This is a genomic window from Mycobacterium branderi (genome assembly GCF_010728725.1).
Lineage (GTDB): Bacteria > Actinomycetota > Actinomycetes > Mycobacteriales > Mycobacteriaceae > Mycobacterium > Mycobacterium branderi.
Window position 1 is genome coordinate 1,695,299 of the sequence record NZ_AP022606.1, and the last position, 25,418, is coordinate 1,720,716.

At 66.8% G+C, this 25,418-nt stretch carries 26 protein-coding genes and 3 pseudogenes; 15 read left to right on the top strand and 14 right to left on the bottom strand.

Annotated elements, in window-relative coordinates; all coding sequences use genetic code 11:
• Genes G6N47_RS08705 through G6N47_RS08725 form a run of 5 tightly spaced genes read right to left on the bottom strand, consistent with a single transcriptional unit; the run spans position 1 to position 4,553 of the window.
• On the bottom strand, positions 1-2,211 hold the full coding sequence (locus G6N47_RS08705) for a SpoIIE family protein phosphatase (RefSeq protein WP_083133570.1): 2,211 nt from the start codon (positions 2,209-2,211) through the stop codon (positions 1-3).
• A complete protein-coding gene (locus tag G6N47_RS08710; protein WP_083133571.1) occupies positions 2,208-2,837 on the bottom strand; it encodes a SpoIIE family protein phosphatase in 630 nt (209 codons plus the stop codon). Before G6N47_RS08710 ends, G6N47_RS08705 begins: the two co-directional genes overlap by 4 nt.
• Positions 2,830-3,252 carry an anti-sigma regulatory factor gene (locus tag G6N47_RS08715; RefSeq protein ID WP_083133572.1) on the bottom strand — a complete coding sequence of 141 codons (423 nt, stop codon included), beginning with the start codon at positions 3,250-3,252 and terminating at the stop codon, positions 2,830-2,832. The genes G6N47_RS08710 and G6N47_RS08715 overlap by 8 nt, the downstream gene beginning before the upstream one ends.
• Positions 3,242-3,628, bottom strand: coding sequence for an STAS domain-containing protein (locus G6N47_RS08720; RefSeq protein ID WP_083133573.1), 387 nt, complete (start codon positions 3,626-3,628; stop codon positions 3,242-3,244). Before G6N47_RS08720 ends, G6N47_RS08715 begins: the two co-directional genes overlap by 11 nt.
• A 22-nt stretch (positions 3,629-3,650) precedes the next feature.
• Complete coding sequence (locus G6N47_RS08725) at positions 3,651-4,553, bottom strand: STAS domain-containing protein (protein ID WP_083133574.1); 903 nt, start codon at positions 4,551-4,553, stop codon at positions 3,651-3,653.
• A 172-nt stretch (positions 4,554-4,725) separates the two neighbouring features.
• Between G6N47_RS08725 and G6N47_RS08730 the strand changes: the two genes are divergently transcribed.
• A complete protein-coding gene (locus G6N47_RS08730) occupies positions 4,726-5,091 on the top strand; it encodes an STAS domain-containing protein (RefSeq protein ID WP_083133575.1) in 366 nt (121 codons plus the stop codon).
• A 2-nt stretch (positions 5,092-5,093) separates the two neighbouring features.
• Here G6N47_RS08730 and G6N47_RS08735 read toward each other — a convergent pair.
• Positions 5,094-6,267 (bottom strand): annotated as a pseudogene (locus tag G6N47_RS08735) (acyl-CoA dehydrogenase family protein).
• Positions 6,260-7,252: a phosphotransferase family protein gene (locus G6N47_RS08740; RefSeq protein WP_083133616.1), complete on the bottom strand. Its 993-nt coding sequence runs from the start codon at positions 7,250-7,252 to the stop codon at positions 6,260-6,262. Before G6N47_RS08740 ends, G6N47_RS08735 begins: the two are co-directional and overlap by 8 nt.
• A gap of 63 nt (positions 7,253-7,315) precedes the next feature.
• Here G6N47_RS08740 and G6N47_RS08745 point away from each other — a divergent pair.
• From G6N47_RS08745 to G6N47_RS08780, 10 genes and pseudogenes are all read left to right on the top strand, one after another.
• Positions 7,316-7,699 (top strand): annotated as a pseudogene (locus G6N47_RS08745) (nuclear transport factor 2 family protein).
• Entirely contained in the window at positions 7,696-8,127 is a 432-nt protein-coding gene (locus G6N47_RS08750; RefSeq protein WP_083133576.1) for an MmcQ/YjbR family DNA-binding protein, read from the top strand. The pseudogene G6N47_RS08745 and the gene G6N47_RS08750 overlap by 4 nt, the downstream one beginning before the upstream one ends.
• A complete protein-coding gene (locus G6N47_RS08755; RefSeq protein ID WP_083133577.1) occupies positions 8,108-9,043 on the top strand; it encodes a class I SAM-dependent methyltransferase in 936 nt (311 codons plus the stop codon). The genes G6N47_RS08750 and G6N47_RS08755 overlap by 20 nt, the downstream gene beginning before the upstream one ends.
• Before the next feature lie 44 nt (positions 9,044-9,087).
• A complete protein-coding gene (locus tag G6N47_RS29170; RefSeq protein ID WP_169717276.1) occupies positions 9,088-9,234 on the top strand; it encodes a hypothetical protein in 147 nt (48 codons plus the stop codon).
• Positions 9,235-9,360: 126 nt separating this feature from the next.
• Complete coding sequence (locus G6N47_RS08760) at positions 9,361-9,624, top strand: hypothetical protein (protein ID WP_169717277.1); 264 nt, start codon at positions 9,361-9,363, stop codon at positions 9,622-9,624.
• A complete protein-coding gene (locus G6N47_RS29175) occupies positions 9,621-9,776 on the top strand; it encodes a DUF6131 family protein (protein WP_139799648.1) in 156 nt (51 codons plus the stop codon). Before G6N47_RS08760 ends, G6N47_RS29175 begins: the two co-directional genes overlap by 4 nt.
• 114 nt (positions 9,777-9,890) lie before the next feature.
• The gene (locus G6N47_RS08765; protein ID WP_083133578.1) at positions 9,891-10,595 is read left to right on the top strand and encodes a response regulator transcription factor; all 705 of its coding nucleotides are present in this window, start codon (positions 9,891-9,893) and stop codon (positions 10,593-10,595) included.
• A complete protein-coding gene (locus tag G6N47_RS08770; RefSeq protein WP_083133579.1) occupies positions 10,573-12,069 on the top strand; it encodes a sensor histidine kinase in 1,497 nt (498 codons plus the stop codon). The genes G6N47_RS08765 and G6N47_RS08770 overlap by 23 nt, the downstream gene beginning before the upstream one ends.
• Before the next feature lie 45 nt (positions 12,070-12,114).
• Complete coding sequence (locus tag G6N47_RS08775) at positions 12,115-13,362, top strand: glycosyltransferase (RefSeq protein WP_083133580.1); 1,248 nt, start codon at positions 12,115-12,117, stop codon at positions 13,360-13,362.
• Positions 13,359-15,233, top strand: coding sequence for an ArnT family glycosyltransferase (locus G6N47_RS08780; protein ID WP_083133581.1), 1,875 nt, complete (start codon positions 13,359-13,361; stop codon positions 15,231-15,233). The genes G6N47_RS08775 and G6N47_RS08780 overlap by 4 nt, the downstream gene beginning before the upstream one ends.
• Here the strand turns inward: G6N47_RS08780 and G6N47_RS08785 are convergent.
• Positions 15,220-15,666, bottom strand: a complete 447-nt coding sequence (locus G6N47_RS08785; protein WP_083133582.1) for a lipoprotein LpqH — start codon at positions 15,664-15,666, stop codon at positions 15,220-15,222. The genes G6N47_RS08780 and G6N47_RS08785 overlap by 14 nt on opposite strands.
• A gap of 180 nt (positions 15,667-15,846) precedes the next feature.
• Here G6N47_RS08785 and G6N47_RS08790 point away from each other — a divergent pair.
• A pseudogene (locus G6N47_RS08790) lies at positions 15,847-17,664 on the top strand (alkyl/aryl-sulfatase); the annotation flags it as partial.
• A gap of 5 nt (positions 17,665-17,669) precedes the next feature.
• Here the strand turns inward: G6N47_RS08790 and G6N47_RS08795 are convergent.
• The 5 genes from G6N47_RS08795 to G6N47_RS08815 are packed head-to-tail and all read right to left on the bottom strand — an operon-like array spanning position 17,670 to position 22,302.
• Positions 17,670-18,641 carry an NADPH:quinone oxidoreductase family protein gene (locus tag G6N47_RS08795; RefSeq protein ID WP_083133583.1) on the bottom strand — a complete coding sequence of 324 codons (972 nt, stop codon included), beginning with the start codon at positions 18,639-18,641 and terminating at the stop codon, positions 17,670-17,672.
• Complete coding sequence (locus tag G6N47_RS08800) at positions 18,641-19,276, bottom strand: TetR/AcrR family transcriptional regulator (RefSeq protein WP_083133584.1); 636 nt, start codon at positions 19,274-19,276, stop codon at positions 18,641-18,643. Before G6N47_RS08800 ends, G6N47_RS08795 begins: the two co-directional genes overlap by 1 nt.
• Positions 19,236-20,519 carry an acyl-CoA dehydrogenase family protein gene (locus G6N47_RS08805; RefSeq protein ID WP_083133585.1) on the bottom strand — a complete coding sequence of 428 codons (1,284 nt, stop codon included), beginning with the start codon at positions 20,517-20,519 and terminating at the stop codon, positions 19,236-19,238. Before G6N47_RS08805 ends, G6N47_RS08800 begins: the two co-directional genes overlap by 41 nt.
• Before the next feature lie 11 nt (positions 20,520-20,530).
• The gene (locus tag G6N47_RS08810; protein ID WP_083133586.1) at positions 20,531-21,295 is read right to left on the bottom strand and encodes an SDR family NAD(P)-dependent oxidoreductase; all 765 of its coding nucleotides are present in this window, start codon (positions 21,293-21,295) and stop codon (positions 20,531-20,533) included.
• On the bottom strand, positions 21,292-22,302 hold the full coding sequence (locus tag G6N47_RS08815; RefSeq protein ID WP_083133587.1) for a phosphotransferase family protein: 1,011 nt from the start codon (positions 22,300-22,302) through the stop codon (positions 21,292-21,294). Before G6N47_RS08815 ends, G6N47_RS08810 begins: the two co-directional genes overlap by 4 nt.
• A gap of 83 nt (positions 22,303-22,385) precedes the next feature.
• On the opposite strand from G6N47_RS08815, the gene G6N47_RS08820 reads away from it, so the two are divergent.
• Positions 22,386-22,991, top strand: a complete 606-nt coding sequence (locus tag G6N47_RS08820; protein WP_083133588.1) for a histidine phosphatase family protein — start codon at positions 22,386-22,388, stop codon at positions 22,989-22,991.
• Here G6N47_RS08820 and G6N47_RS08825 read toward each other — a convergent pair.
• On the bottom strand, positions 22,988-23,335 hold the full coding sequence (locus G6N47_RS08825) for a LapA family protein (protein ID WP_083133589.1): 348 nt from the start codon (positions 23,333-23,335) through the stop codon (positions 22,988-22,990). The two genes, G6N47_RS08820 and G6N47_RS08825, sit on opposite strands and share 4 nt — an antisense overlap.
• Before the next feature lie 62 nt (positions 23,336-23,397).
• Here G6N47_RS08825 and G6N47_RS08830 point away from each other — a divergent pair, with 62 nt between their 5' ends.
• Positions 23,398-24,327 carry an ABC transporter substrate-binding protein gene (locus G6N47_RS08830; protein ID WP_083133590.1) on the top strand — a complete coding sequence of 310 codons (930 nt, stop codon included), beginning with the start codon at positions 23,398-23,400 and terminating at the stop codon, positions 24,325-24,327.
• Positions 24,324-25,418 (top strand): ABC transporter ATP-binding protein, encoded by a 1,095-nt coding sequence (locus G6N47_RS08835; RefSeq protein ID WP_083133591.1) that lies wholly within the window; start codon positions 24,324-24,326, stop codon positions 25,416-25,418. Before G6N47_RS08830 ends, G6N47_RS08835 begins: the two co-directional genes overlap by 4 nt.

A 25,418-nucleotide genomic window follows, 5' to 3' on the forward strand; every position in this document is an offset into this window, starting at 1 on the left:
CTATGCCTCCCTAAGCAGGTGAAACGTCATGTCGACCGTGGTTCCCGACGGCGTGCAGTCCATCTCAAGCCAGTCGCTCACCGCCCGGATCAGCTGTAGCCCCCGGCCACGGTTACCCGGATCGGCGGGCACCGCCTTCCACGAACCGGAGTCGAAGATCTGTACCCGCACCTGCGCGCCGTCACACTGGGCCTCGACGCGGACCTTAGCCGGTTGGTGCCCCCGGTAGGCGTGCTCGATGCTGTTGGCGCACGCCTCGTTGACCGCCAACACGACGTCGGCACACAGATCCTCCGGAACCGCGGCTTCCCGCGCCCAGGCGATGAGCCGATGCCGGATGTCAGCCAATTCGACTGCGTCAGCGTCTGTTTCGATGCTCAGCGGCGGATAGGGCCTGCGGTAGACCACAATCGCGACGTCGTCGTCGTATCCGTCGGGCGGTGCCATCTTGGCCAGCGCGGCATCCGCGACGGCGTCGGCCGACAGCATCATCCCGTCGGCCACGACCTCGGCGACGCGCGCGATCCCGTCGTCGATCGACGCATCGCGCCGCTCGACGAGGCCGTCGGTGTAGAGCATCAACGTGGACCCGGGTGCCACCGTGACAGACGCCTGCCGGCGAGGGCCCCTGCCGTGCACCGCAATTGGCACCGACTGGGCATCAGAGAGCAGCGTCGGCTCACACTGCGGCGCCACCAGCACGGCCGGCAGATGTCCGGCCCGGCTGTAGCGCAGCTGGCCGGAATCGGTGTCGAGGATCGCGGCAAACACCGTGGTGCAGAAGGCATCCGGGATGAACTCGGCCGCGGCGTCGAGTTGTTCGAGCAGCATCGCGGGTTCGGCGCCGGTCAGCAGCAGCGCGCGCGCGGAGCTGCGAAGCTGACCCATCACCGCGGCGGCGGAAAGGCCGCGCCCGACGCAGTCGCCGACGATGATGCCGATCTGATGCTCGCCGACCGGCAACACCTCGTACCAGTCGCCGCCGATCTCCAGCGGCGGCACAGCGGGTTCGTAGCGAACCGCGAAACCCGCCGGGGGATCGGTGGAGGGAAGCATGGTGCGCTGCAACGTCAGCGAGGTCTCGCGGGCGGTCTCGAACTGGCGGACATGCTGGATGGCCAGGCTCAGGTGACCGACCAGCACGGTGACCAACAGCCGATCTTCGGCGCTGATCCGCCGCGGCGTTTCCAACTCCAGCCACAACGCGACGTCGCCTGCACCCGAGACCACCGCCACGATTCCTCGGGACTGCCCCGGTGTGTCCGCCCATTCCACCGTCTGGACAGTGAGCGGCAACTGACGTCGTGCATCCTGAATTGTCTGCCGCAGCAAGGGATCCAGCTCGCGCCAGGTGGCTGCGACGGGTTCCCCCGCCACCAGCACAGTCGGGTCGGCGCCGTTGGCTGCCCACAGAGCGGCCACCACTCGCGAAACACCGATCGCCGTCCGGCACTCGTCGAGGGTGCTTTCGAGTACCTCTGCGACGCTTTTGGCCACGCCCACCGCGGTCGCCAGGCGTAGCACCGCATTCTCCCTTGCCGCAAAAGCTCTTTCGGCGGTGATGTCACGAATCGTTCCCACGTATGCGACACCTTCGGTGCCTTGGGCGGTGACGGTGCCGATGTTCACCGCCACCCACACGAGCTGGCCGTCGCGGTTGCGAATCGGCGTCTCGTATTGGACCTGGCTTTCGGAGGTGAGTCGAGATTGTTGCAGTGCCGCGGTTTTCTTGTCGACCAACCACGGGTGCGGCCACGGGTAGGGCACGCCGTCGGCCGGGTAGCCAGTGATCTTGGCGAAAGCCTCGTTGACTTCGATGACCGCGCCGTCGTCGTCGGCGACAAAAAATCCCTCCTGCAGCGAATTGACGAGCGCGCTGCGGAACTCGTCGCGATTGGCGAGGTCGTCCGCGCGCGCCCGCTGCTCCTCGTAACGCCTTGTGCCGTCCAAAAATCCGCGCGTCGCCACGTCGAGCGGGGCAAGTGTCTGCAGCAGGAATTCCAGCGCCGCCGATCGGTCGAAGCCGGGCTCAGCCGCCAGGTCGCCTGTCAGCAGGACGTGTTTCTCGACGATGGCGAGCATGCTGATCTGTTCCTGCAGGGCGCGCCGCCCGAGTTCGTGGCCCACCGCGAGGTTGGCTTCGCCCCGCGCGCTCACATAGGTACGCAGCGCGGCGGCGTACCGAACGTGAAACTCGTCGGCGCTGCTCATCTCGCAGTTCCTCGATGACGGGCGGCGAGCACCAGCGCGTCATCGGTGTCCTTGCTGTGTCGGCTCAGGATCTGCTCGGCGAGCACTGTGCTGGAGGCTGCGAAGTCGATGTCGTCCAGGTGGTCTTCGGCGATTCCGTCGCTGGCGATGACGAGCAGATCTCCCGGACGGATCGGCACTTCCTGCGCCGCAATCCCTTCCGGTAGCCGGTATCCGACAATGCCGCCGGCCAGACGCACGGACGATCGCACCTCGACGCCGGCGGGGTGTTTGGCGACGATGTTGGCGCTGACGTTCCCGATCCCGATCCAGCGCAGCGTGTCCGTCGCGCCGAAGTCGATGCGCGCCAACGTCATCGCGGCCCCCCTGGTGCCCGACAGCATGCGGTGGCAGTGCTGGACCAGCACCTCGAGCGGTTCGTTGCAGGCTTCATGCAGCACCTGCACGCCGCGCAGCGACGCCGTCGCTGCGTCCTCGCCGTGGCCGAGCCCGTCCAGCACCCCGATCAGTGCCCCGGCGCGGTCGACGGCGACCGCGATCGCGCGATCGCCGCACACCTGCTCGCCCGGTCGCGGGCGCGACGCGGCCGCCCACTCCAGCGGCCCGAGCCGGCCGTGCTCACTCATTGGGCGGAATCCATTTCCACATCTCGACTATCGTCCCGTGGCCCGGTGTGGACTCTATGGTCAGCCGGTCCATCAGGCGGCGTGCGCCGGGTAGACCCATACCCAGCCCGCGGCCCGTCGAATACCCGTCCTCCATAGCTCGTTCCACGTTGGCGATGCCGGGCCCGTTGTCTTCGGCGCGCACTACCAACGCCTTACGACCCTCCCGGTCTTGCACATTGACCCGGATCTCGCCGCGCCCGGCGTAGCTGGTGATGTTGCGGGCGATCTCGGAGATGGCGGTGGCGATCATGGTCACGTCGGTCAGCGAGAACCCCAGTTCGCGCGCCAAGTGATGTCCTGCCTGTCGCGCGGCGACGATGTCGTCCGAATTGACGATGTCGACTTGCACGTCGACACCGACGTCATCCGCCACTGTCACGTCCGATCGACTTCCGCAGCGCCAGTTGCCGATTCAGCAGCGCCAGACCCTCTTCCAGGTCGAGCGCCGTATACATGTCGTCGAACGCCAGCCCGAGCTGGACCATCGCGAACGCCACCTCGGGCTGCAGGCCCACGATCACGGTGTCCGCGCCGCGCAGCCGGGTCATGTGCGCGATCGTCCGCAGCGACCGGGCGGCGAACGAATCCATGACGTCGATGGCGGTGACGTCGACGATGATGCCCTGCGCGCGGAACCGGCTGACTCGTTCCATCAGGTCCTGGCGGAGCCGCTCGGTGTCGGAGTCGGTGAGCGCGGCTTGCACGGTCGCGATGAGAATCGCGCCCTGCTTCAGGATGGGTACCGGCATGGGGCGCTCGTGGTGGAGGTGCTCACCCGCTCTGCTCGCCGGTACGGGTGACTTCGTACCCCAGCAGCCGCTCGGCCTCTTCGATGCCCCCCTGCAGGTCGCCGACGGCGTTCATCTTGGAAAGGTCGAGTCCGATCGTCACCAGGGTCAGCGCGATCTCCGACGACAGGCCGGTGATGATCACGCTGGCACCCATCAATCCCGACGCGTCGACGGTCTGGACGAGGTGGTTGGCGACGGTCGAGTCGATGGTGGGGACACCGGTGATGTCGATGACCACCACCTTGGCCCGGTTGGCCCGGATGGCGCGCAGCAGTTGCTCGGTGACCTGCCGGGCGCGCTGGCTGTCCAGGATGCCGATGATCGGCAGGATCAGCAGCTGCTCCCGCACCTGCAGCACCGGCGTGGACAGCTCGCGGATGGCCTCCTGCTGTTGGCGGATGATGCGCTCACGTTCCTGGACGAAGCTGACGGCCACCGTGTTGGCAATGCGGTTGGCGGCCGGCTCGTAGGCGTCGAGCACCCGGTTGAGCATCTCGAAGTCGGACTGGTACTTCTCGAACAGCGAGCGGGCGAGCACGTCGCGCAGCAGCAGCACGATGCCGACGACCTCGTCCGTTTCCACGCCGCGGGGAATGATGCGCTCGGAAAGGTCGCGCGCGTAGGCCTGTAGCGCTTCGACGCTTCCGGTCTCGAGCACCTCGACGTAGTTGTCGTAGACGGCGGTGGCCTCGGAGAAGATCTCCTCCGGCGTCATCGCGGTGAGCAACTGCGCCTCGGTGATCCGCTGGGCCCACTCCTCGCGCAAGGCGGTGCGGTTCTGCCGCAGGTGCTGCACCAGTTGAGGTAGCAAACCCTCAGTGGAGACGCCCATTGGCTGGCTGACGGCGGTGGTGCTCGCTAAGCCCGTCGACGGATCCGACATCGAACCTCCCGGCTCCTGCCTGCCCCCCGGCGGTGGCCCGCACATGCTTTGCCCAGCGTAACCGACCGCTAAGCGGCAGTGGTTGAAGTATCATTTCTAGAGTCTGCGACGACGGGTTACGGGTCGGCACCACAGCACGTCGTGCGGTTCAGCGCCAGACTAAGGACAGCCGTTGTCAGCTCCGGATCCGATCAGCACCTCCATCGAGCATCTCGACGGTGTCGCGGTGCTGACGGTCGGCGGCGAGGTCGATTTGAGTACCGCCCCGGCGTTCGAGGCGGCGATCGCCGAAGCGCTTGCCGAAGAGCCGGCCGTCCTCGTCATCGAATTGTCCGGCATGGAGTTCTTGGCGTCGGCAGGCGTCCGCGTCCTGGCCGCCGCCCGCGAAAAGCTCGGCGATTCAGGTCAACTCGTTGTCGTCGCGAACAGTCCGGTGACAAAACGCCCAATTGAGTTGCTTGGCCTGGACAAGACCGTGGCGCTGTATCCGACCCTGGACGACGCGCTGGCGGCGACGCGGACGTCCGCCGAGGAGTAGCGCTACGGCGAGCGCAGTACCTGCCGGGCGATCGCGTATTTGTGGACTTCGGTCGGGCCGTCGTAGAGCCGGAAGGCGCGCATGTCGGAGAAAATCATGCCGACCGCTGTCGTCGGAGATGCCGATGCCGCCCAGGATCTGCACGCAGCGGTCGGCGACCTTGAACAACTCCTCGGAGACGTAGGCCTTGACCATCGAGCTCTCGTGCCGGCCTTTCGCACCGCTGTCCAGTGCCCAGCACGCCCACCAGATCGCCAGCCGGCATTGCTGCAGGGCAATCTCGTTGTCGGCGATCATGAAACTCACACCCTGGTGCTCGCCGAGCGGTTTGCCGAACGCGGTGCGGGTTCGGGCGTGCGCCACCGCGATCGACTGCGCCCGGGTGGCGGCGCCCAGCCAGCGCATGCAGTGCGTCAACCGGGCCGGCGCCAACCGAAGCTGGGCGTAGCGCAGCGCCTGGCCGACCTCGCCGAGCACCGCCGACGCCGGCAGCCGCAGATCGGCAAAGCGCACCACGCCATGGCCCTCGACGTAGTTGCGGTCCATCGTGTTCATCACCCGCTCGAGCTCGATGCCGGGTGTTCGGCCGTCGCACAAAAACAGCGTCGGCCCGTCGGGACCGTGCGGGTTGGGCGCGACGCGGGCCATGATGATCCACGTCCGGGCTCCGTGCGCGCCGGTGATCAACCACTTGCGGCCGTTGATGACGTAATCGGTGCCGTCGAACTCCGCGATGGTGGCCAGCTGGTTGGGATCGGCGCCGGCGCCGTCGGGTTCGGTCATCGCGAACACCGACCGCTGCCGCCCGTCGAGCACGGGCAGCAGAAACTCGTCGACCTGCTCGGCATTGGCGATCTTGCCCAGCAGGTACATGTTGCCCTCGTCGGGGGCGGCGCAGTTCAGTGCCACCGGACCCAGCGTCGACCAGCCGGCCGCTTCGAATAGCACGGCCTGCTCGCGGTGCGACGGCTCGCGCCCGCCGAACCGCTTGGGCGCCTGGAACGTCAGCAGCCCCGCGGTGCGGGCCAACTCCACCAGCTCCGCGCGCAGCTCGTCGTCGGGGCCGTGCCGGGTCAGGCGCGGGTCGGTCTCGTAGGGGACGATCTGCTCGACGACGAAGGCCCGGATTTCGTCGCGCAGCGCCGCGAGGCCGGCCGGGATGTCGAAGTCAATCACCGATCAGCTCCAGCGCCTGCTCGAACAGCTTCACGGTGGCGGCGTGCAGCTGGTCGCCGACTTCCTTGGGCGCCTTACCCGCGCACGCCCGCGCCAGCGTGCCCTCGATGACGATGCCGAGCTTGAAACAGGCCAGCACGGTGTACCAGGTGATGTGCGACAGGTCGCGGGTGGTGTTGGCCGCATAACGTTCGATGAGGTCCTCGGGGCTGGCCAATCCGCCCATCGCGGTGAGGCTGTGGCCGAACACGCTGGACCCGTCGGATTGCCGCCAGGTGGCCAGCATCCAGCCCAGATCCAGCAGCGGGTCGCCGATCGTGGACATCTCCCAGTCGACAATCGCGACGACGTCCGGGCCGGTGCGGGAGAACATCACGTTGGCGGCGTGGTAGTCGCCGTGCATGATGCCGGGCTGCCACTGCGACGGCCGGTTTTCGTCGAGCCAGTTCGCGACGTCGTCGACGCCGGGAATGTCGGGGCCCGGGTAGCCCTCGAACTGGTTGTAGGACTCCAATTCCGAAAGCCAGCGTGGCACTTGACGTTCCAGGAACCCCTCAGGCTTGCCGAAGTCGGCAAGCCCCGCAGCGACATGGTCGACGGCGTGCAGCTTGGCAAGCGCGTCGGCCATCGAGATGCCCATGCCGAACCGCACCCTGGCGTCGCTGGCATGCAGCGCGGGCAGCTCCTCGCCGGCGTTGAACCCGTCGATTGGCTCCATCAGGTAGAAGACGGCGTCGCCGAGCACGCTGGTGTCGTCGCAGGTGGCGATCAGGTGCGGGTGCGGCACATCGGTGCCGGCCAGCGCGGCCAGCACGCGGGTTTCCCGCAGGATCACCGTGTTGCTGCGCGGGCGCAGGTGCTGCGGTCCGCGGCGCAGCACATACTCGCGGCCGGAGCGGCTGAATCGCAGCATGATGTTCTGCGTTCCGCCGCTGAGCTCGGACACATCCTCCAGTGGGCCCTCGCCCAGGCCCTGCCGCGACATCCATTCCGCGACCGCTTCCAGGTTCTCCACGATGGTGAAGCTACCGTCTGCGAGGATCGGGCTATGACGCCACCAGTGATCGAGCGTTGGCTGCAGATCATCGAGAACGGCCGTGTCGACGAGCTGGACAGTCTGTTGGCCGACGATGCCGTGTTCTAGTCACCGGCGGTCTTCACCCCGCAGGAAGGCGCGCAGAAGACGGCGAACTATCTGCGGGCGGCGGCAAAAGTGTTCGGCGGCACCGATTTTCACTATGTCGAGCAGTGGTATAAGGACCGGTCCGCGATTCTTGAGTTCGCCGCGACCATCGACGGAATCTATGTCAACGGGATCGACATGATCCACTGGAACGACGACGGGAAGATCGTGTCGTTCAAGGTGATGTTGCGCCCGCTCAAGGCGCTGCAGGCGATCATCCCGAAGATGGCCGAGCTGTTGGGGCAGTGATTGACAGACCGGCCCGCCTGCGCGACGTGCACGAGATCGCCGCCGCGATGCCGTACGCGCGGCGCATCGAAGGACCGAAGGGCAACCCGATCTATCAAGTGGGCGGCAAGTCGTTCGTGTTCTTCCGTACCCCGCAGCCCGACGCCGCCGACCCCGATACCGGCGAGCGATTCTCCGATGTGATCATGATCTGGGTGGAGTCGGAGAGCGATAAGTTGGCGTTGGTGCAGGACCCGGATTCGCCGTTTTTCACCACCGACCGATTCGACGGCCACCCGTCGGTGTTGGTGCGGGCCAGCCGGTTGGCCGACGTCAGCAGAACGGAACTGGCCGAGCTCATCGCTGACGCATGGCAGTCGCGGGCGTCGAAGCGCCGTGCGGCCCAGTGGCTGGAGGAAAGGAATCGCGGTGCCCAGAACCGACGATGATTCGTGGGACATCACCGAGAGCGTGGGATCGACCGCGCTCGGTGTCGCCGCCGCCCGCGCGGCCGAGACCGCCGCCGAGCAGCCCCTCATCCGAGACCCGTTTGCGCAGCTGTTCGTGGACGCGGCGGGCCGGGGAATGTGGAGTCTGTTCACCGATCCCGCGCTGCGGGCTCAACTGGTCGAGCGGGATCCCGCGCTGCGCAGCCGGATGCAGGTGATGGTCGACTTCATGGCCGTGCGGACCGCGTTCTTCGACGAGTTCTTTCTCGACGCCGCGAGATCCGGCGTTCGGCAGATCGTGATTTTGGCGGCAGGTTTGGATGCGCGCGCCTGGCGGCTGCCGTGGCCGGACGCGACGACGGTGTATGAGCTCGACCAGGCGAGTGTCCTCGAATTCAAGTCGGCCACATTGCAACAACACGACGCGCGCCCGACGTCGACGCTGGTGAACGTTCCGGTAGACCTCCGGCAGGATTGGCCAACAGCCTTGCAGCAAGCGGGTTTTGACCCACGCCGGCCGACCGCCTGGTCGGCGGAGGGGCTGGTCCGCTACCTGCCGGCGTGGGCGCAGGATCTGCTCTTCGAGCGCATCGATGCCCAAAGCGCGGCGGGAAGTTGGCTGGCCGTCAACGCACCCGCCCCCAATTTCCTCGACCCAGATCTGTTGGCCCGCCAGCACGAGCAGGCCCAGCGCTTCCAGGCGGCGGCCGCCGAACTACTGGACACCGAGCTGCCGAACGCTGACGACCTCTGGTACCGCGAGGAGCGAACAGACGTCACCGAGTGGCTGCGCGAGCATGGCTGGCAGGCGTCGGCAACCGGCATGGCTGCGATGCTGGCTCGCTATGGCCGCTATGTGCCCGCTGAAGATGTAATGCCGCCAACGGTTTTCATCTCCGCGCAGCGGCCGGACTGACTCTGGGGTGTTTCGAGGCGCCGGAATTCGGGTAAGGCACGCCGATGAGTACTACCGAACCCGATCCGACGCCCGAACGCGGGACGCCGCCGGAACCGCCTGAGCGGTTGACGCCCGCGGAGCCGCCTGAGCGGCTGACGCCCGAAGAACCGCCGGAGCGATTGACCCCGGCAGAGCCGCCGGAGAAATGACAGCGACGGCGTTCGCGTAGACGCGCAAGGAGCCGCCAAAAGCACGAATCGACCCGTTTACGGCCAGCTGGTGTTTGGAAATCGTGGATTTGGGTAAACACTGGCCCAGAATTTGTGCCCGGACCAATGGAGGCCGCTATGCGCTACGGCGGAATTGTCAGCGTCATTGTGCTGATCTGGCTGATCATCGGCGCGATCGCCGTCTGGCAGCGCGGCTACTTCCAGAGCGAGGCAAAAAGTTGTGCCTCCGTTGGCAACATCGCATTGACCGTGATCGCCGGGCCCTTGAACTATGCGGGCGTAAACCCGAAAGTCAGTTGTCATTTGCCGGAGCCCAGTTCGATGCCGGCGATCAACATCGAACAACTTGTCGGAATGGAGACATCATGATCGTGCTCGGAATCGTTCTACTGGTCCTCGGATATTTTTTGACGGTGCCCGTTTTAGAGGTGCTCGGCATAATCTTGCTGGTGATCGGCGCGGTGTTCTGGATCATGGGCAGCGTCGGCCGTCCGGTGGCCGGTCGGCGATATTGGTACTGACCAACGGCTGATCCGCTCACAGCGCACACATAGGATTCGCACAGCATCGACTCAGTCCGATGCGCATACTAGAAAGCTGTGAGCCAACCTCCAGCGTCAGTCGAACGTGTCGTGATGCGCCGTGCCGACGGCAATCCGATCAACGTGCTGGTGGTCGACGACGAGGCCGTGTTGGCCGAAATGGTGTCGATGGCGCTGCGCTATGAAGGCTGGAACATCGCCACCGCGGGAGACGGAGCGTCGGCGTTGGAGGCCGCTCGCAAGCAGCGGCCGGACGTCGTCGTTCTCGACGTGATGCTGCCCGACATGAGCGGGCTGGACGTGTTACGCAAACTGCGCGAACACAATCCGCAACTGCCCGTGCTGCTGCTCACCGCCAAGGACGCGGTAGAAGACCGCATCGCCGGGCTGACTGCCGGCGGCGACGACTACGTCACCAAGCCGTTCAGCCTCGAAGAGGTGGTGTTGCGGCTGCGTGCGCTGCTGCGGCGCACCGGCGTGACGACAGTCGACAGCGGGGCGCAGATCGTCGTCGGCGATCTGGTGCTCGACGAGGACAGCCACGAGGTCACCCGCGGCGGCGAGCCGATCTCGTTGACCTCCACCGAATTCGAGCTGCTGCGGTTCATGATGCGCAACGCCAAGCGGGTATTGAGCAAAGCGCAGATTCTCGACCGGGTGTGGAGCTATGACTTCGGCGGCCGGTCCAACATCGTCGAGCTGTACATCTCGTACCTGCGCAAGAAGATCGACAACGGGCGCGAGCCCATGATCCACACTCTGCGCGGCGCAGGCTATGTCCTCAAGCCGGCCCGCTAGCGTGCGGCGGGCCTGGTCACTTCGGGTCCGGTTGCTGGTCGGCCAGGTCATCGTGCTGACCATCGCCTGCGTCGGAATCGGCGCGGTGACCGAACTCGCGTTGTACCGGTATCTGGTCGGCCAGCTCGACGTTCAGGTACACGACGCGTCGCATCGCTCGGTGCGCATGTTCGGCGAACCACCGCCGCCGCCCGTGCCGTGGCATCACCACCGCGCTCCCCGGCCCGGGCCGGGGCCGGAATTCCTCGACGCCCCAGGCCAACCCGTCGGCATGGTCGCCGCTGTGGTCAGCGGTGGCAGAACCGTCGACGCCGGATACCTGACCACCACCGGCTCGCGAGCCGCCTTGTCGGACAAGGCAAAAGCCCAATTGGACGCGGTCGTGCCCAACCGCACACCGGTGACCCGGGACCTCGACGGCCTCGGCCGTTACCGTGTCATCGCCGCGCCCGCGCGGCACGGCGGCGACGTCCTCGTCACCGGGCTGTCGATGTCCAACGTCGACGCCACGATGATCCGGGTGCTGCTGATCTTCGGGGTGGTCACCGTGATTGCACTGGCCGCCGCGACCACCGCCGGCATCGTGATCATCCGCCGAGCCCTGGCCCCGCTGCGGCGCGTCTCGCAAACCGCGAGCAAAGTCGTCGACCTGCCGCTCGATCGCGGCGAAGTGGCGCTGCCGGTGCGGGTGCCCGAACCCGACGCCAACCCGCACACCGAGGTCGGCCAGCTCGGCTCGGCGGTGAACCGGATGCTCGACCACATCGCCGCCGCCCTGTCCACCCGGCAGGCCAGCGAGACCAGGGTCCGCCAGTTCGTCGCCGACGCCAGTCACGAACTGCGCACCCCGCTGGCCGCGATCCGCGGCTATACCGAACTGGCGCAACGGGTTCGGGACGACACCGATGCGGTGGAGCACGCGATGAGCCGGGTGCAATCCGAGACCGAGCGAATGACCCGCCTCGTCGAGGACCTGCTGCTGCTGGCCCGGCTGGACTCCGGCCGGCCGCTGGAGCGTGAACCCGTGGACTTGTCCCGCGTGGCCGTCGATGCAGTCAGCGATGCGCACGTCGCCGGGCCGGATCACCGGTGGCAACTCGACCTGCCCGACGAGCCCGTGATGGTCGCCGGAGATGCGGCCCGACTGCATCAGGTCCTGACCAACCTGCTCACCAACGCCCGCATCCACACTGGGCCGGGAACCGTTGTGACGACGGGGCTGAGCATCGACACGACCCACGCGGTGCTGACGGTGACCGACAACGGTCCTGGGATTCCCGAACCATTGCAGTCGGAGGTGTTCGAGCGGTTCGCCCGCGGTGACACGTCGCGTTCCCGCAAAGGCGGCAGCACCGGGCTGGGTCTGGCGATCGTTTCGGCGGTAGTCAAGGCGCACGGCGGCACCATCGCGGTGCACAGTGCGCCTGGCCACACGGAATTCACTGTGCGGCTGCCGCTCACAGCCGACGCATAGCCGCTACCAACGGCAACCCCACACCGGCCGGCGACGATCGACGACATGACCACGATCGCACCGACCGGGGGGCAGGCCAACGCCCGGCCCAGCGCCGCACTGATCGCCGCCGAGCGCGGTGTACCGGTGCTCGACATTGTTGTGCCGGTATACAACGAGCAAGCGGCCCTTGCGGATTCGATTCATCGCCTGCATGAATACCTGAGCCGAGACTTTCCGTTCACCTTCCGCATCACGATCGCCGACAACGCCAGCGTCGACGACACGCCGCTCGTCGCAGCGGCACTCGCCGACGAACTGGCCGAGGTGCGGGCGATCCGGCTGGAGCAGAAAGGCCGTGGGCGTGCCCTGCGCGCGGTGTGGGAAGGCTCGGATGCGCCGGTGCTGGCCTACATGGACGTCGACCTGTCGACCGACCTCGCCGCCCTGGCCCCGCTGGTGGCTCCGCTGATCTCCGGGCATTCCGATCTGGCGATCGGGACTCGGCTGGACCACGGGTCGCGGGTCGTGAGAGGCCCCAAGCGCGAGGTGATTTCACGCTGCTACAACCTGATCCTGCGATCGACGCTTGCGGCCCGCTTCTCCGATGCCCAGTGCGGCTTCAAGGCAATCCGTTCGGACATCGCGCGACGGCTGCTGCCCTACGTGCGCGACACCGGTTGGTTCTTCGACACCGAACTGCTGGTGCTGGCCGAACGCAGCGGCTTGCGGATCCACGAGGTGCCGGTGGACTGGATCGACGACCCCGACAGCCGGGTGGACATCCTCGCGACCGCGCTGGCCGACCTCAAGGGAATCGTCCGGCTGCTCAAAGGCTTTGCGCGCGGGGAAATACCGGTCCAGGCGATCGGCGCGCAGTTCGGCCGCGGCGCCGGCGCGTCCCGGTCGTTGCTGGGGCAGGCCGTGCATTTCGGCGTGATCGGGGTGCTGAGCACGCTGGCCTACCTGGCGCTGTTCGTGTTGGTACGGCCGCTGGGCGCGCAGCCCGCGAACCTGATCGCGCTGTTGGCGACGGCGCTGGCCAACACCGCGGCCAACCGCCGGTTTACGTTCGGGGTGCGCGGCCGTGCCGGAGCGGCCCGCCATCAGTTCGAGGGCCTGGTGGTGTTCGCCGTGGGATTGGCGCTCACCAGCGGAGCGCTGGCCATGCTGCACAACGTCACCGATCCGCCACGGCCGCTCGAACTCGTCGTGCTGGTGCTGGCCAATCTGGCGGCGACTGTCGTGCGATTCGTACTACTGCGCGGATGGGTGTTCCATCCTGCCCGCGCGGACAAGGAGGCCGTGCGATGACGCTCGTGGCAGACGCTGCGCCGGAGCTGTTTTCGGTCCCGGTCGCCTCTTCGCGGCGACCGCATTGGGAGCGCCACGCGTTGTGGGCGCTTTTGGCCGCGACGGCGTTGCTCTATCTGTGGGGGCTCAGCGCAGTCGGCTATGCCAATGAGTTCTACGCCGCCGCCGTGCAGGCCGGCACGCAGAGCTGGAAGGCGTTGTTCTTCGGCTCGCTGGATCCGGGCAACGCCATCACCGTCGACAAGCCGCCGGCGGCGATGTGGGTGATGGGTCTGTCGGCGCGGCTGTTCGGCTTCAGCACGTGGTCGATGCTGGTGCCGCAGGCCCTGATGGGTGTCGGTTCGGTGGCCTTGCTGCACGGTGCTGTGCGACGGGTGGCCGGCCCGGCCGCCGGCCTGCTGGCGGGAGCGGTGTTAGCACTGACACCGGTGGCGGCGTTGATGTTTCGCTACAACAACCCTGACGCGCTACTGGTCCTGTTACTTGTCGCGGCCGGCTACTGCACGGTGCGAGCGCTCGACCGATCGTCCGGACGATGGCTTGCGCTCGCCGGAACCACCATTGGCTTCGCTTTCCTGACCAAGATGATGGAGGCATTCCTGGTGGTGCCTGCGCTGGCGCTGGCGGTGCTGGTCGCCGCGCCCGGTTCGCTGTGGAAGCGAATCGGCAGCCTGTTGGCCGGGTTGACGGCCATGGTGGTCTCCGGTGGCTGGCTGGTTGGTCTGGTGAGCCTGTGGCCCAAGGATTCTCGGCCCTACATCGGCGGCTCCACCGACAACGGCCTGCTGCAGCTCGCGCTGGCCTACAACGGGGTCGGCCGGGTGCTGGGCGGCGACGGTAACCACGGCCCGGGTGCCAAACCGGGCGGCGGATCGCCGATGTTCGGTGGCGGGCCCGGTATCACAAGGATGTTCGGGTCATCGATGGGGACCGAGATTTCCTGGCTGCTGCCCGCTGCCCTGATCGGACTGATTGCGATGCTGTGGTTCGTCCGGACTGCGCCGCGGACCAACCGGCTGCGCGCGGGGCTTCTGCTGTGGGGCGGTTGGCTGTTGGTGACCGCGCTGGTATTCAGCTACATGCAAGGCATCATGCACCCCTACTACACCGTTGCGATGGCGCCCGCGGTCGCCGCCGTCGCGGCCATCGCGACCCGAGAGCTCTGGCGCGGCAGGCAGTCCCCGTCGTCGCGGGTTGTGCTGAGCGCCATGGCCATTGCCACCGGGGTGTGGGACTTCGTCCTGCTGGACCGCACACCGGAATGGCTGCCCTGGCTGCGCTGGACCCTGCTTCTCGGGACGATCGCCGTCGCAGCGGCACTGCTGATCGGCCGCTCGCTGCGCCGCTATCCGGCGGTGCTGGCCGCCGCCGGGCTGCTGTTCGGGTTGGGCGGTACCGCGGCATACACGATCGAGGCCGTCGCGGTCTATCACGGCGGCGCAATCCCGCGGTCGGGCCCGAAGCAGGGTGCCGACCGCGGCGGGCCGGGGCCACAGGTCGGCGACAACAAGGCCCTGGACGCGCTCCTGCTGACTGCTGCCGACAAACGTTGGGCCGCAGCAACAATCGGCTCGCACCTGGCCGACAGCCTCGAGTTGAGCACCGGCACGTCGGTGATGGCGATCGGTGGATTCAGCGGTCAAGACAACTCACCCACGTTGGCGCAGTTTCAGCGGTATGTCGCCAGCGGTCAGATTCGCTACTTCATTCCCGACGACGGCAGCAGGCATCCGGGCGGACCCGGTGGTCCACGCAAACCCTCCGGCACCGCCGCCGCGATCACGGCATGGGTCAAGGCGCACTATCCACCCCAGAAGGTGGCTGGTGCAACCGTTTACGATCTTGCCGGTCAGGCCGCTACGGGCAAGTGACGTCGACCTCGAACGGCTTGCTCACCATGCCGGCCATGGGATTTGACGGGTCGACGCCGGTAGCCGTTCCGGTGAACTTGTAGCCGTCGCCGTCCTTCGTCGCCTGGGCACTGGCTCCCGGACTCCCCTGCTGATATGCAAGGTTCACACCGTTGACAGTGCCCAGTGCGATCTGATGAACCACGGGCGGATTCGCGTCGGTTGCCTGGACTGCAACTGCGCCCGACGAACCGGGCTGACCGATCCCGATCTGGAGCTCGCCGCCTGCCTTTTGGCAGGTGACCTGACCCTTGGCGTTTTGATCCTGACCGTCGACCACCACCTTGGCGTGGCCCTTGGTGCTGACCTTCTGGCCTCCACCGCCGGAACAGCCTGTCAAACCTGTGACGACGATCGCCGTCGCTGCTGCAGCGATCGTTACTGAACGTTTCACCCGTGCTCCTTTGTCGTAGCGTCGGTCCGTCGACGTTGACGGACCGTTTCGGCAGTATGCAGCCCGGCAGGATCGGGAACATCAGATTCGACAAAAATTAATTCCCACGTCATGAACCCATTTCCGGTCAATTGATGGCACCGTTGCGCGTTCGTCGAATCAGCACATCGAAACAGCGACCTACCGTTCGATGACACAACCGATTTCACCGATGCGGACCGCGGATTCGTTGCCGCGCTGAGCCCCTGCGTCGTCAAGTCCGCCGACGGCCGCGTGGTGTGGGACAACGATGCCTACTCATTTCTGGGCGGCGACGCGCCCACGTCGGTGCATCCCAGCCTGTGGCGGCAGTCGAGGCTGACCGTCAAACAGGGCCTGTACGAGGTGGTGCCCGGTATCTACCAGGTTCGGGGCCTGGACATCTCCAACATCAGCTTCGTCGAAGGCGGCACCGGCATCATCGTGATCGACCCGCTGGTTTCCACCGAGGTGGCTGCCGCCGCCCTGGCGCTGTACCGAGCCCATCGCGGGGACCGCCCCGTCGTCGCGGTGATCTACACCCACAGTCACGTGGACCATTTCGGCGGCGTGCTCGGGGTCACCTCTCAAGCGGACGTAGACGCGGGGAGGGTGACCGTGCTGGCACCGGAAGGATTCACGCGCCACGCCGTGCAAGAAAACGTCTACGCGGGACCTGCGATGGCCCGTCGCGCGACCTACATGTACGGCGCCATGCTGGCGCGCGGACCGCAGGGCCAAGTCGGCTGCGGGCTGGGTCAGGCGCCGTCGACCGGCGAGGTAGCGCTCATCGTCCCGACGGTCGATATCCATGCGACCGGGGAGTCGCACACGATCGACGGAGTGGACATTGAATTCCAAATGGCGCCGGGCACCGAGGCGCCCGCCGAAATGCATTTCTATTTCCCGCAATTCCGGGCCTTGTGCATGGCAGAAAATGCCACCCACAATCTGCACAACCTGCTGACCCTGCGCGGCGCGTTGGTGCGTGACCCGCATGTGTGGTCGGGATATCTCACCGAGGCGATCGACATGTTCGCCGATCGCGCCGATGTCGTATTCGCTTCTCACCATTGGCCTACCTGGGGGCATGATCGGATCGTCGAATTCCTGTCTCTGCAACGCGACCTGTATGCCTATCTGCACGACCAGACGCTGCGGCTACTCAACCAGGGCTACACCGGCGCGGAGATTGCCGAAACGTTCGAGATGCCACCGGCACTGGAGAAGGCGTGGCACGCCCGCGGGTACTACGGGTCGGTCAGCCACAACGTGAAGGCCATCTATCAGCGCTACATGGGGTGGTTCGACGGCAATCCAGGCCGACTGTGGCCGCATCCACCCGAGGCGCTGGCGAGTCGTTACGTCGACGCGATGGGCGGTGTCGACCGAGTCGTCGGGCTTGCCCGGCAAGCCTTCGATTCCGGTGACTTCCGCTGGGCCGCGACACTACTCGACCATGCAGTGTTCACCGACAGCACGCATGCCGGCGCCCGGGAGCTCTACGCCGACACGCTTGCACAGCTGGCTTATGGCGCCGAGAACGCGACATGGCGCAACTTCTTCCTCTCCGGCGCCGCCGAATTGCGCGACGGCAACTTCGGGACGGCGACACAAATAACGTCGCAGTCGTTGCTGTCCCAACTGACACCGGAGCAGATCTTCGACTCGCTGGCGATCAGCGTCAACGGGCCCCGTGCATGGGATTTGGACCTCGCCGTCGATATCGTCTTCCAGGACAGCGACGCCAACTATCGCCTTACCCTGCGCAATGGCGTGCTCGTCCACCGCCGGGCGCCGGCCGACCCCTCAACCGCGGACGCGACCGTGAGGTTAGCGACCAACATCCGGCTGCTGGCGGCCGCCGCCGGCGATTTCACCTCACCCGGGCTAGAGGTCTCCGGGGATCAGGCTGCGCTGCAGGCGCTGGTGGGTGTGCTCGACCAGCCCGACCCGGCGTTCGACATCGTCACGCCATGACGTTGTCAACCGACTTCGACGACGACTTTGCCGATCGCCTTGCGTTCGGCCACATACCGTAGCGCCGCCGGAGCATCGGTCAACGCGAACCGTGCGCCGATATAGGGCCGGATCCGCCCGTCGGCGAACATCTGCACGAGTTCGGCCATATCGCGCTCGGCCTCGGTCGGATGGTCATCGTGAAAAGTACGGATCTCCATGCCGCGCACCGTGATGTCCTTCAGCAGCACGAGATTGAGCGGTATCGCCGGAATCGCTCCCGCCGCATAGCCGAGCGTGACGAAGACACCGCCGCGGCCCAGCGCACGCATGGCCGGCTCCGAATACGGCCCACCGACGGGATCGAGGACAACGCGCGCGTTGCCGCCGGTGAGTTCGCGGATGCGGGACTTCAGATCCTCACGGTCGTAGTCGACCGTCGCCTCGGCGCCACGCTGCCGGCACACCTCGAGCTTCTCCTCGGTCGACGCCGCCGCCAGTACCCTGGCCTTCATCGCGACGGCCAGGTCGACCGCGGCCAGCCCGACCCCGCCGGCCGCGCCGAGCACCACCACCCAATCGCCCTCTGCGACTTGCGCAACCGATCGCAGAGCGTGATAGGCGGTGCGGTAGGCGACGCCGAACGCCGCCGCGGCCGCGTAATCCGCGCTGTCAGGCATGGGCGTCACAGCCTCGGCGCGCAGCAATGCCTGCTCGGCGAACGCCCCCACGAACGCGGTACCACTCACCCGGTCGCCAGGCACGAACCCGACCCCGTCTCCGACCGCGACCACGTCGCCGGCCAGCTCGCTGCCCGGTGTGAACGGCACCGGAATCCGCACCTGGTACTTGCCGTCGATCAGCAGCACGTCGGGAAAGTTCACTGCGGCGGCCCGCACCCGCACCACCACCTCGCCGGGGCCCGGGGTCAGCTCGGGAACCTCCTCGAGGACAAGGTCTTCCGGTGGGCCGTACCGACGGCAGACAACGGCTCGCACTACGTCACGCCCAGCCCGCGCAAGCAGAACTGCACCAAATGGTCGATGTCGTCGCGACTGGGGCGAGCGGACAAATCCAGGTAACGACGCAACGCTGTGGCGGTGCAGTAGAACACCGCATCCGCATCCCTCTTGACGTCGTTGCTGCCCAGCGCCGCAACCGGTTCGGTCAGCAGGTCACGCATCGGCCGCATGATCTCCTCGTCGACGGCGGCGGTGGTCGACATCTGCCCGGCCGCCGCTCGGCTCATGCTCAGCAGGTGCGGATCGGCGACCTGGGCCAGCACGCCCGCGATCCAGCGCGCGATTTTTCCTTGCGGCGCCGGCTCTTTGGCCATCTGATGCTGCAGGTAGGAGACCACGATGCCGACACCGCGTTCCATGACCGCCAGAATCAGATCATCCTTGCCCGCGAAGTAGCGGTAGAACGCCTTGTTCGACGAGCCTGCCTCCGCGACGATGTCGCTGACCCGCGGCGGATCGGGGGCCGCCCGCTCCATCACCCGCACCGCCGCGGCCAAGATCCGCTCGACCTCCTCGGTGGCCTCGCGCTGGCGGTCGTCGAGGGCGCGCTCGACGGCCGCCGTGACCCGGCTACTGGTCAACGAGGTCTCCGTATTTCGCACGGGCGGCATCCCGGCGGACGTCGAGCATCTCGCTGGGCCACTCCGGGTCCTCGGGCTCGTAATTCTTCAGCAGCATCCGGGCCAGGTTGACCTTGTGTGCCTCGGTAGGCCCGTCGGCCAATCCGAGCGCCACACCGCCGAGTAGCACGTTGGTCAACGGTAATTGGTCGGTCAGCCCCAACGCGCCGTGGACTTGGATCGCGCGGAGTCCGATCGACTTGAGCACCTGCGACGCCAGGATCTTGCACGCGCCGATCTCCGCGCGGGCCGCATGCTCGCCCGCGGTGTCGCACAGCCAGGCGGCATGCAGCACCGCGAGCCGAAACGGCATCAGCTCGGTGTACGAATCCGCGATGAACGCCTGCACCAGCTGCTTGTCGGCCAGCGAACTGCCTTGGGTGAAACGGCTTTTCGCGCGGCGGGCCATCATGTCGATGGCACGCTGGGCCACGCCGATCGAGCGCATCGCGTGATGCAGCCGGCCCCCGGCCAGCCGGGTCTGCAGGATCAAAAAGCCCTGCCCTGGCTCGCCGAGCAGCGCGTCGGACGGCACCCGCACGTTGTCGTAGCGCACCAGGGAATGACCAGGCTCGTGCGGGTACGCGCCGGTCAGATGATGGGTGGCTTCCACCGTCAGGCCCGGGGTGCCCGCCGGAATCAGGAACGTCGATGCGCCGCGGTGCACCGGCACATCCGGATCGGTGATCGCGACGACAATGAAAAACGACGCGACGGAGGCGTTGGAGGAGAAGTACTTTCGCCCGGCGATCACCCAGTCGTCACCGTCTTTGACGGCACGGGTGGTGAACACTCGGGGGTCTGCACCGCCCTGCGGTTCCGTCATCGAGAAGCAGGAGAAGATCTCCCCGGACAACAGCCCGGCCAGGTAGCGGTCTTTCTGGTCGGCGGTGCCGAATCGGGCCAGGATCTCGGCGTTGCCGGTGTCGGGTGCCTGGGTGCCGAATACGATTGGCGCCCAAGGGCTGCGGCCCAGGATCTCGTTGATCAGCGTCAGCTTGACCGCGCCGAAGCCCTGCCCGCCGAGCTCCGGCCCGAGATGCGGGGCCCACAGCCCTTGGCCGCGGACCTGCTGTTTGAGCGGGTCGACGATGCGGCGGCGCTCGTCGTTCAGCGGCAGGAACTCGCAGCCGGGGAAGAGCACCTCGAGCGGTTCGACCTCCTCGCGGACGAACTCCCGGATCCAGTCGAGTTTCTTTTCGAACTCCGGCTCGGTGGAGAAGTCCCACGCCATCTGGCAACCTCCTAGGGAATCCCGCCGTCGGCTCGCAAAATAGAGCCGGTGGTGAAGCTGGACGCGTCCGAGGCCAAAAACAAAGCAGCCCCGACGATTTCGGCCGGGTTACCTGCCCGCTGCAGGGCCAGCTGGCGGAACGGGTTTTCCGTTGCGTGCTCCAGGCCCCACGCCTTGCTGACGTCGGTCAGAAACGGCCCGGCCATCAACGTGTTGACCCGTACCGCCGGGCCGAACGCTTTGGCCAGCGCCTCCGTCATCGCGTTGAGCCCTGCCTTGGCCGCCGCGTAGGGAATGATGTCGGGCGTCGGGCGAAGCGAGCCCGCGGTGCTGACGTTGATGATCGATCCGCGCCCGGCAGCGACCATGCGCTCACCGACCAACGCCGACAACCGAAACGGTCCCTTGAGGTTGAGGTTGACGACGGCGTCGAACAGCTTCTCGGTGACGTCGGTCAGCTTGTCGTAGAGCGGGGACATGCCGGCGTTGTTGATCAGGGTGTCGACCTTGCCGAACCGCTCGTAGGTCGCGTCCACCAGGCCGTCGAGCTGGTCCCATCGCCCGACGTGCACCTGATACGGCATCGCGGTCCGCCCGGTCTCGGCCTCGATCTCCTTGGCGGTCGCCACGCAGTTGTCCATGTTGCGGCTGGCGATCACCACGTCGGCGCCGCACCGGGCAACCCCGAACGCCATCTCCCGGCCCAGCCCCCGGCTTCCGCCGGTGATCAGCACGACCCGGTCGGTCAGGTCGAAAAGCTGCTCGGCATAGCTCATTTCGCGCCAGCCAATTCAGCTGCCGTGGCGATCAGCTGCAGGATCATCGGGCCGAACGCCTCGGTGATCTTCGGGTCGACCTTGCCGGTGCGCACACCGGCAGCGTAGGTCTTTTCCAGCACAATTCCGAGCTTCCAGTTGGCCAGCACGAGGTAGTAGTCGATGTTCTCGGTCGAAAGCCCGCTGATGTTCTCGTAATGCTCGAGCAGTTCGCTGCGCGCCGGCATGCCGGCCATGTCCAGATAAAACCCGTCGGTGCGCGGATGTTCGCCGTCATAGCCCAGCAAGCACCAGGCCAGATCCAGCAGCGGATCGCCGACGGTCGTCATCTCCCAGTCCACGATCGCGGCCAGCCTGGCCGGCGCCCCGTGCGCGAACATCACGTTGGCGAACTGGTAGTCGCCGTGCATGATGCCCGGCGTGTAGTGCGACGGCCGGTTGCGGCGCAACCACTCGGCGGCCTCGTCGAGCCCGGGCAACTCGCGCACCCGATAGGCATCAAGGAAGGCCAGCCAGCGGTCGACTTGTCGTTCGTGGAATCCGTCCGGGCGGCCGAACCCGGCCAAACCCTGCGCGCGCCAGTCCACTCGGCCCAGCCGTGCCGCGCCGCCGACCAGTTCGAAAGCCAACTGCCGGCGCGCCCCCAGATCGGTGTCGAACGGCGCCGGCCAGCCGCCGTCCATCGGGCTCCAGCCGTCGATCGCCTGCATGAGGTAGAAGGGCATGCCGAGCAGATCGCCGGCATCGTCGGCGGCGATCAGCTCGGCATGTGGCACATCGGTGCCGGACAGCGCCCGCACCAGCCGGATCTCGCGCAGCAGGCCGTCGATGCGGGCCGCATCCGCGCGGGCGCCCGGCATCCGCAGCACCATGCGCTCGCCGCCGCGCTCCACCAGATACAGCGTGTTCTGCGAGCCACCGGACAGCGGCTTCAACGCCGGTTCCTCGCCGGCGCCCGGTACGTCATTGGCATCCAGCCAGCGACCCAGCACGCCTGCGTCCAGCATCCGCACACCTCACTCTCCGCACAGAGAATAGCATTCTCTGCCTGTGTGCGAGCACACTTCGCCGCGGGTGCGAGGCTGAGCGCATGCAACTGCTCCTGGTCCGGCATGCCCTGCCGCTTCGCAGCGAACCCGGCCAAGGCGCCGACCCCGACCTGTCCGACGAGGGGCTCAAGCAGGTCGCACGGCTGCCCGAAGCACTGGCCCGGTTCCCGATCGCCCGGGTGGTCAGCAGCCCGCAGCGTCGCGCCATCCAGACCGCCGAACCGGTGGCCGCGGCACGAGACCTGGCCGTCGACATCGACGAGCGGTTCGCCGAATACGACCGCGATCTCCCCGTCTATATCCCGATCGAGCAGATCCGCGAGGAGAACCCTGCGGAGTGGGCGCGGATGGCCGAGGGCCGGTTACCCAGCTCGGTCGACGAGGCCGCGTTCCGGGCCCGCGTCAACGCCGCCGTCGACGACGTCGTCGCCACCGCCGATCCCGACGACACGGTGGCAGTGTTCAGCCACGGCGGGGTGATCAACGTGGTGCTGCACCAAATCCTCGGCACCCGGCGGCTGTTGTCGTTCCCGATCGACTACGTGTCGGTGACCCGCCTGCTGTTCTCCCGGTCCGGGCAGGCCAGCGTCGCGGCGGTCAACTGCACCGAGCACGTGTGGGATCTGCTGCCGCGAAACCAGCGTTAGCGCCGACCCGAGGCGTGCTTCTTTGCCGCCCGACGCAACTGGTAGATCCGCGCGGTACCGGCCAGCACGGTGATCAGCCCGCCGCACACCGCCGCCAGCAGAATCGCCACACCGAGCGGCAAACTCCAGTGCCAGCCCAGGAATTGGAATTGCCCCGACGCCGTGTTCTGCGTGATGAAGATCAGCAGCACGATGAGAATCAAGAAGCCGACGGTCAGCGCCGTCCACAACGCGCCGGCGCGGGTGAACATCACTGGCGGACCCGACGGTGGCTTGGCGGCGTCGTGCGCCGGTACTTCGGCTGGGCGCGGCTGATCTGGCGACACAGATGGATCGCTGCTCATGGTGCCATCTTTGCAGCAATCACCGCCGTGTGGCGCGGGTTGTGGCGATAGTGTCGGCAAGTATGGGCACGCTGCGACGCCGCGCGGCGGTGTGGCTTGCGGCGTGCCTTGTGGCGGCAGGCTGCGGCAGCTCCAATCCGCTTGGGGGAATGTCGGGCAGCATGCAGTCGATCGTCGTCGGGTCGGCCGACTTTCCCGAATCCAAAATCGTCGCCGAAATCTATGCGCAGGCGTTGCAGGCCAACGGTTTCGACGTCGGGCGCCGGCTAGGGATCGGCAGCCGCGAAACGTATATCCCGGCGCTCAAAGACCATTCGATCGACTTGGTTCCCGAGTACATCGGCAACCTGCTGCTGTATTTCCAGCCCGACTCGATGGTGACCATGCTCGACGCCGTCGAATTGGAGCTCTACAAACGGCTGCCCGGCGACTTGTCGATCCTGACGCCGTCGCCCGCCTCCGACACCGACACGGTGACCGTCACCGCCGCGACTGCCGCGATGTGGAACCTGAAAACCATCGCCGATCTGGCACCGCATTCCGCCGAGGTGAGGTTCGCGGCGCCCTCGGCGTTTCAGAGCCGGCCGTCCGGACTCATGGGGCTGCGGCAGAAGTACGGGCTGGACGTCGGACCCGGCAACTTCGTCGCGATCAGCGACGGCGGCGGCGCGGTGACGGTGCGTGCACTGCTGGACGGAACGGTCAACGCGGCCAACATCTTCAGCACCTCGCCGGCCATCCCGCAAAACCACCTGGCGGTGCTCGACGACCCCGACCACAACTTCTTGGCGGGCAACATTGTGCCGCTGGTCAACTCGCAGAAGAAGTCGGATCGGCTCAAAGATGTGCTGGACGCGGTGTCGGCCAAGCTCAGCACCGCCGGCCTGGCCCAACTCAACATGGCGGTCGCCGGCAACTCCGGTGTCGACCCCGACGAGGCCGCGCGAAAGTGGGTGCGAGACAACGGCTTCGACCACCCGATCCGGCAATGATCAGCTTCGACAACGTCAGCAAGGTCTACCCCGACGACACGGTCGCCGTCGACCATCTGTCCCTGGACATACCGCAGGGGGCACTGACCGTCTTCGTCGGGCCCTCGGGCTGCGGCAAAACCACCTCGATGCGGATGATCAACCGGATGATCGAGCCGACGTCGGGCACGGTCACCGTCGACGGCGCCGACGTCGCTGGCGTCGATCCGGTGAAACTGCGCCTCGGAATCGGCTATGTCATTCAGGGCGCCGGCCTGATGCCGCACCAACGGGTGATCGACAACGTCGCGACGGTGCCGGTGCTCAAGGGCCAGTCGCGTCGTGCCGCACGTAGGGCCGCCTACCAGGTGCTGGAGCGGGTGGGCCTGGACCCCAGGCTGGCCACCCGCTATCCCGCGCAACTCTCCGGCGGCGAGCAGCAGCGCGTCGGCGTGGCCCGCGCGCTGGCGGCCGATCCGCCGATTCTGTTGATGGACGAGCCGTTTTCCGCCGTCGACCCGATAGTCCGGCGCGAGTTGCAACGCGAAATCGTGCGTCTGCAAAGCGAATTGCACAAGACCATCGTGTTCGTCACACACGACATCGACGAGGCGGTCCGGCTCGCCGATTTCATCGCGGTGTTCGGGCCGGGCGGTTCGTTACAGCAGTACGACGAACCCGCGCGGCTGCTGTCGCGTCCGGCCAACGATTTTGTCTCGAGCTTCATCGGTCTGGGCCGCGGTTACCGCTGGCTGCAGTGCCTGGACGCGGACGGCCTGCCGTTGCACGACATTCCGCAGATCGCGGAGTCCGAGATCGGTGCCGCGCCACTGCGCGACGGCTGGACGCTGGTGGTTCACGGTGACAGCAGGCCGCTGGGATGGATCGACGCGGAAGGCCTACGGCTGTATCGCGGCGGCGCGTCGTTGCCCGACAGCGTGACCGCCGTGGGGTCGCAGTTGCGCCCGGACGGGAACCTCAGCCAGGCGTTGGACGCCGCGTTGGCCTCGCCGTCGATGCTGGGCGTGGCAGTGGACAAGGCGGGCAAGGTGATCGGCGGAGTGCTGGCCACCGATGTGCTGTCCGCATTGGAATCCCGGCGGCAGGACTAG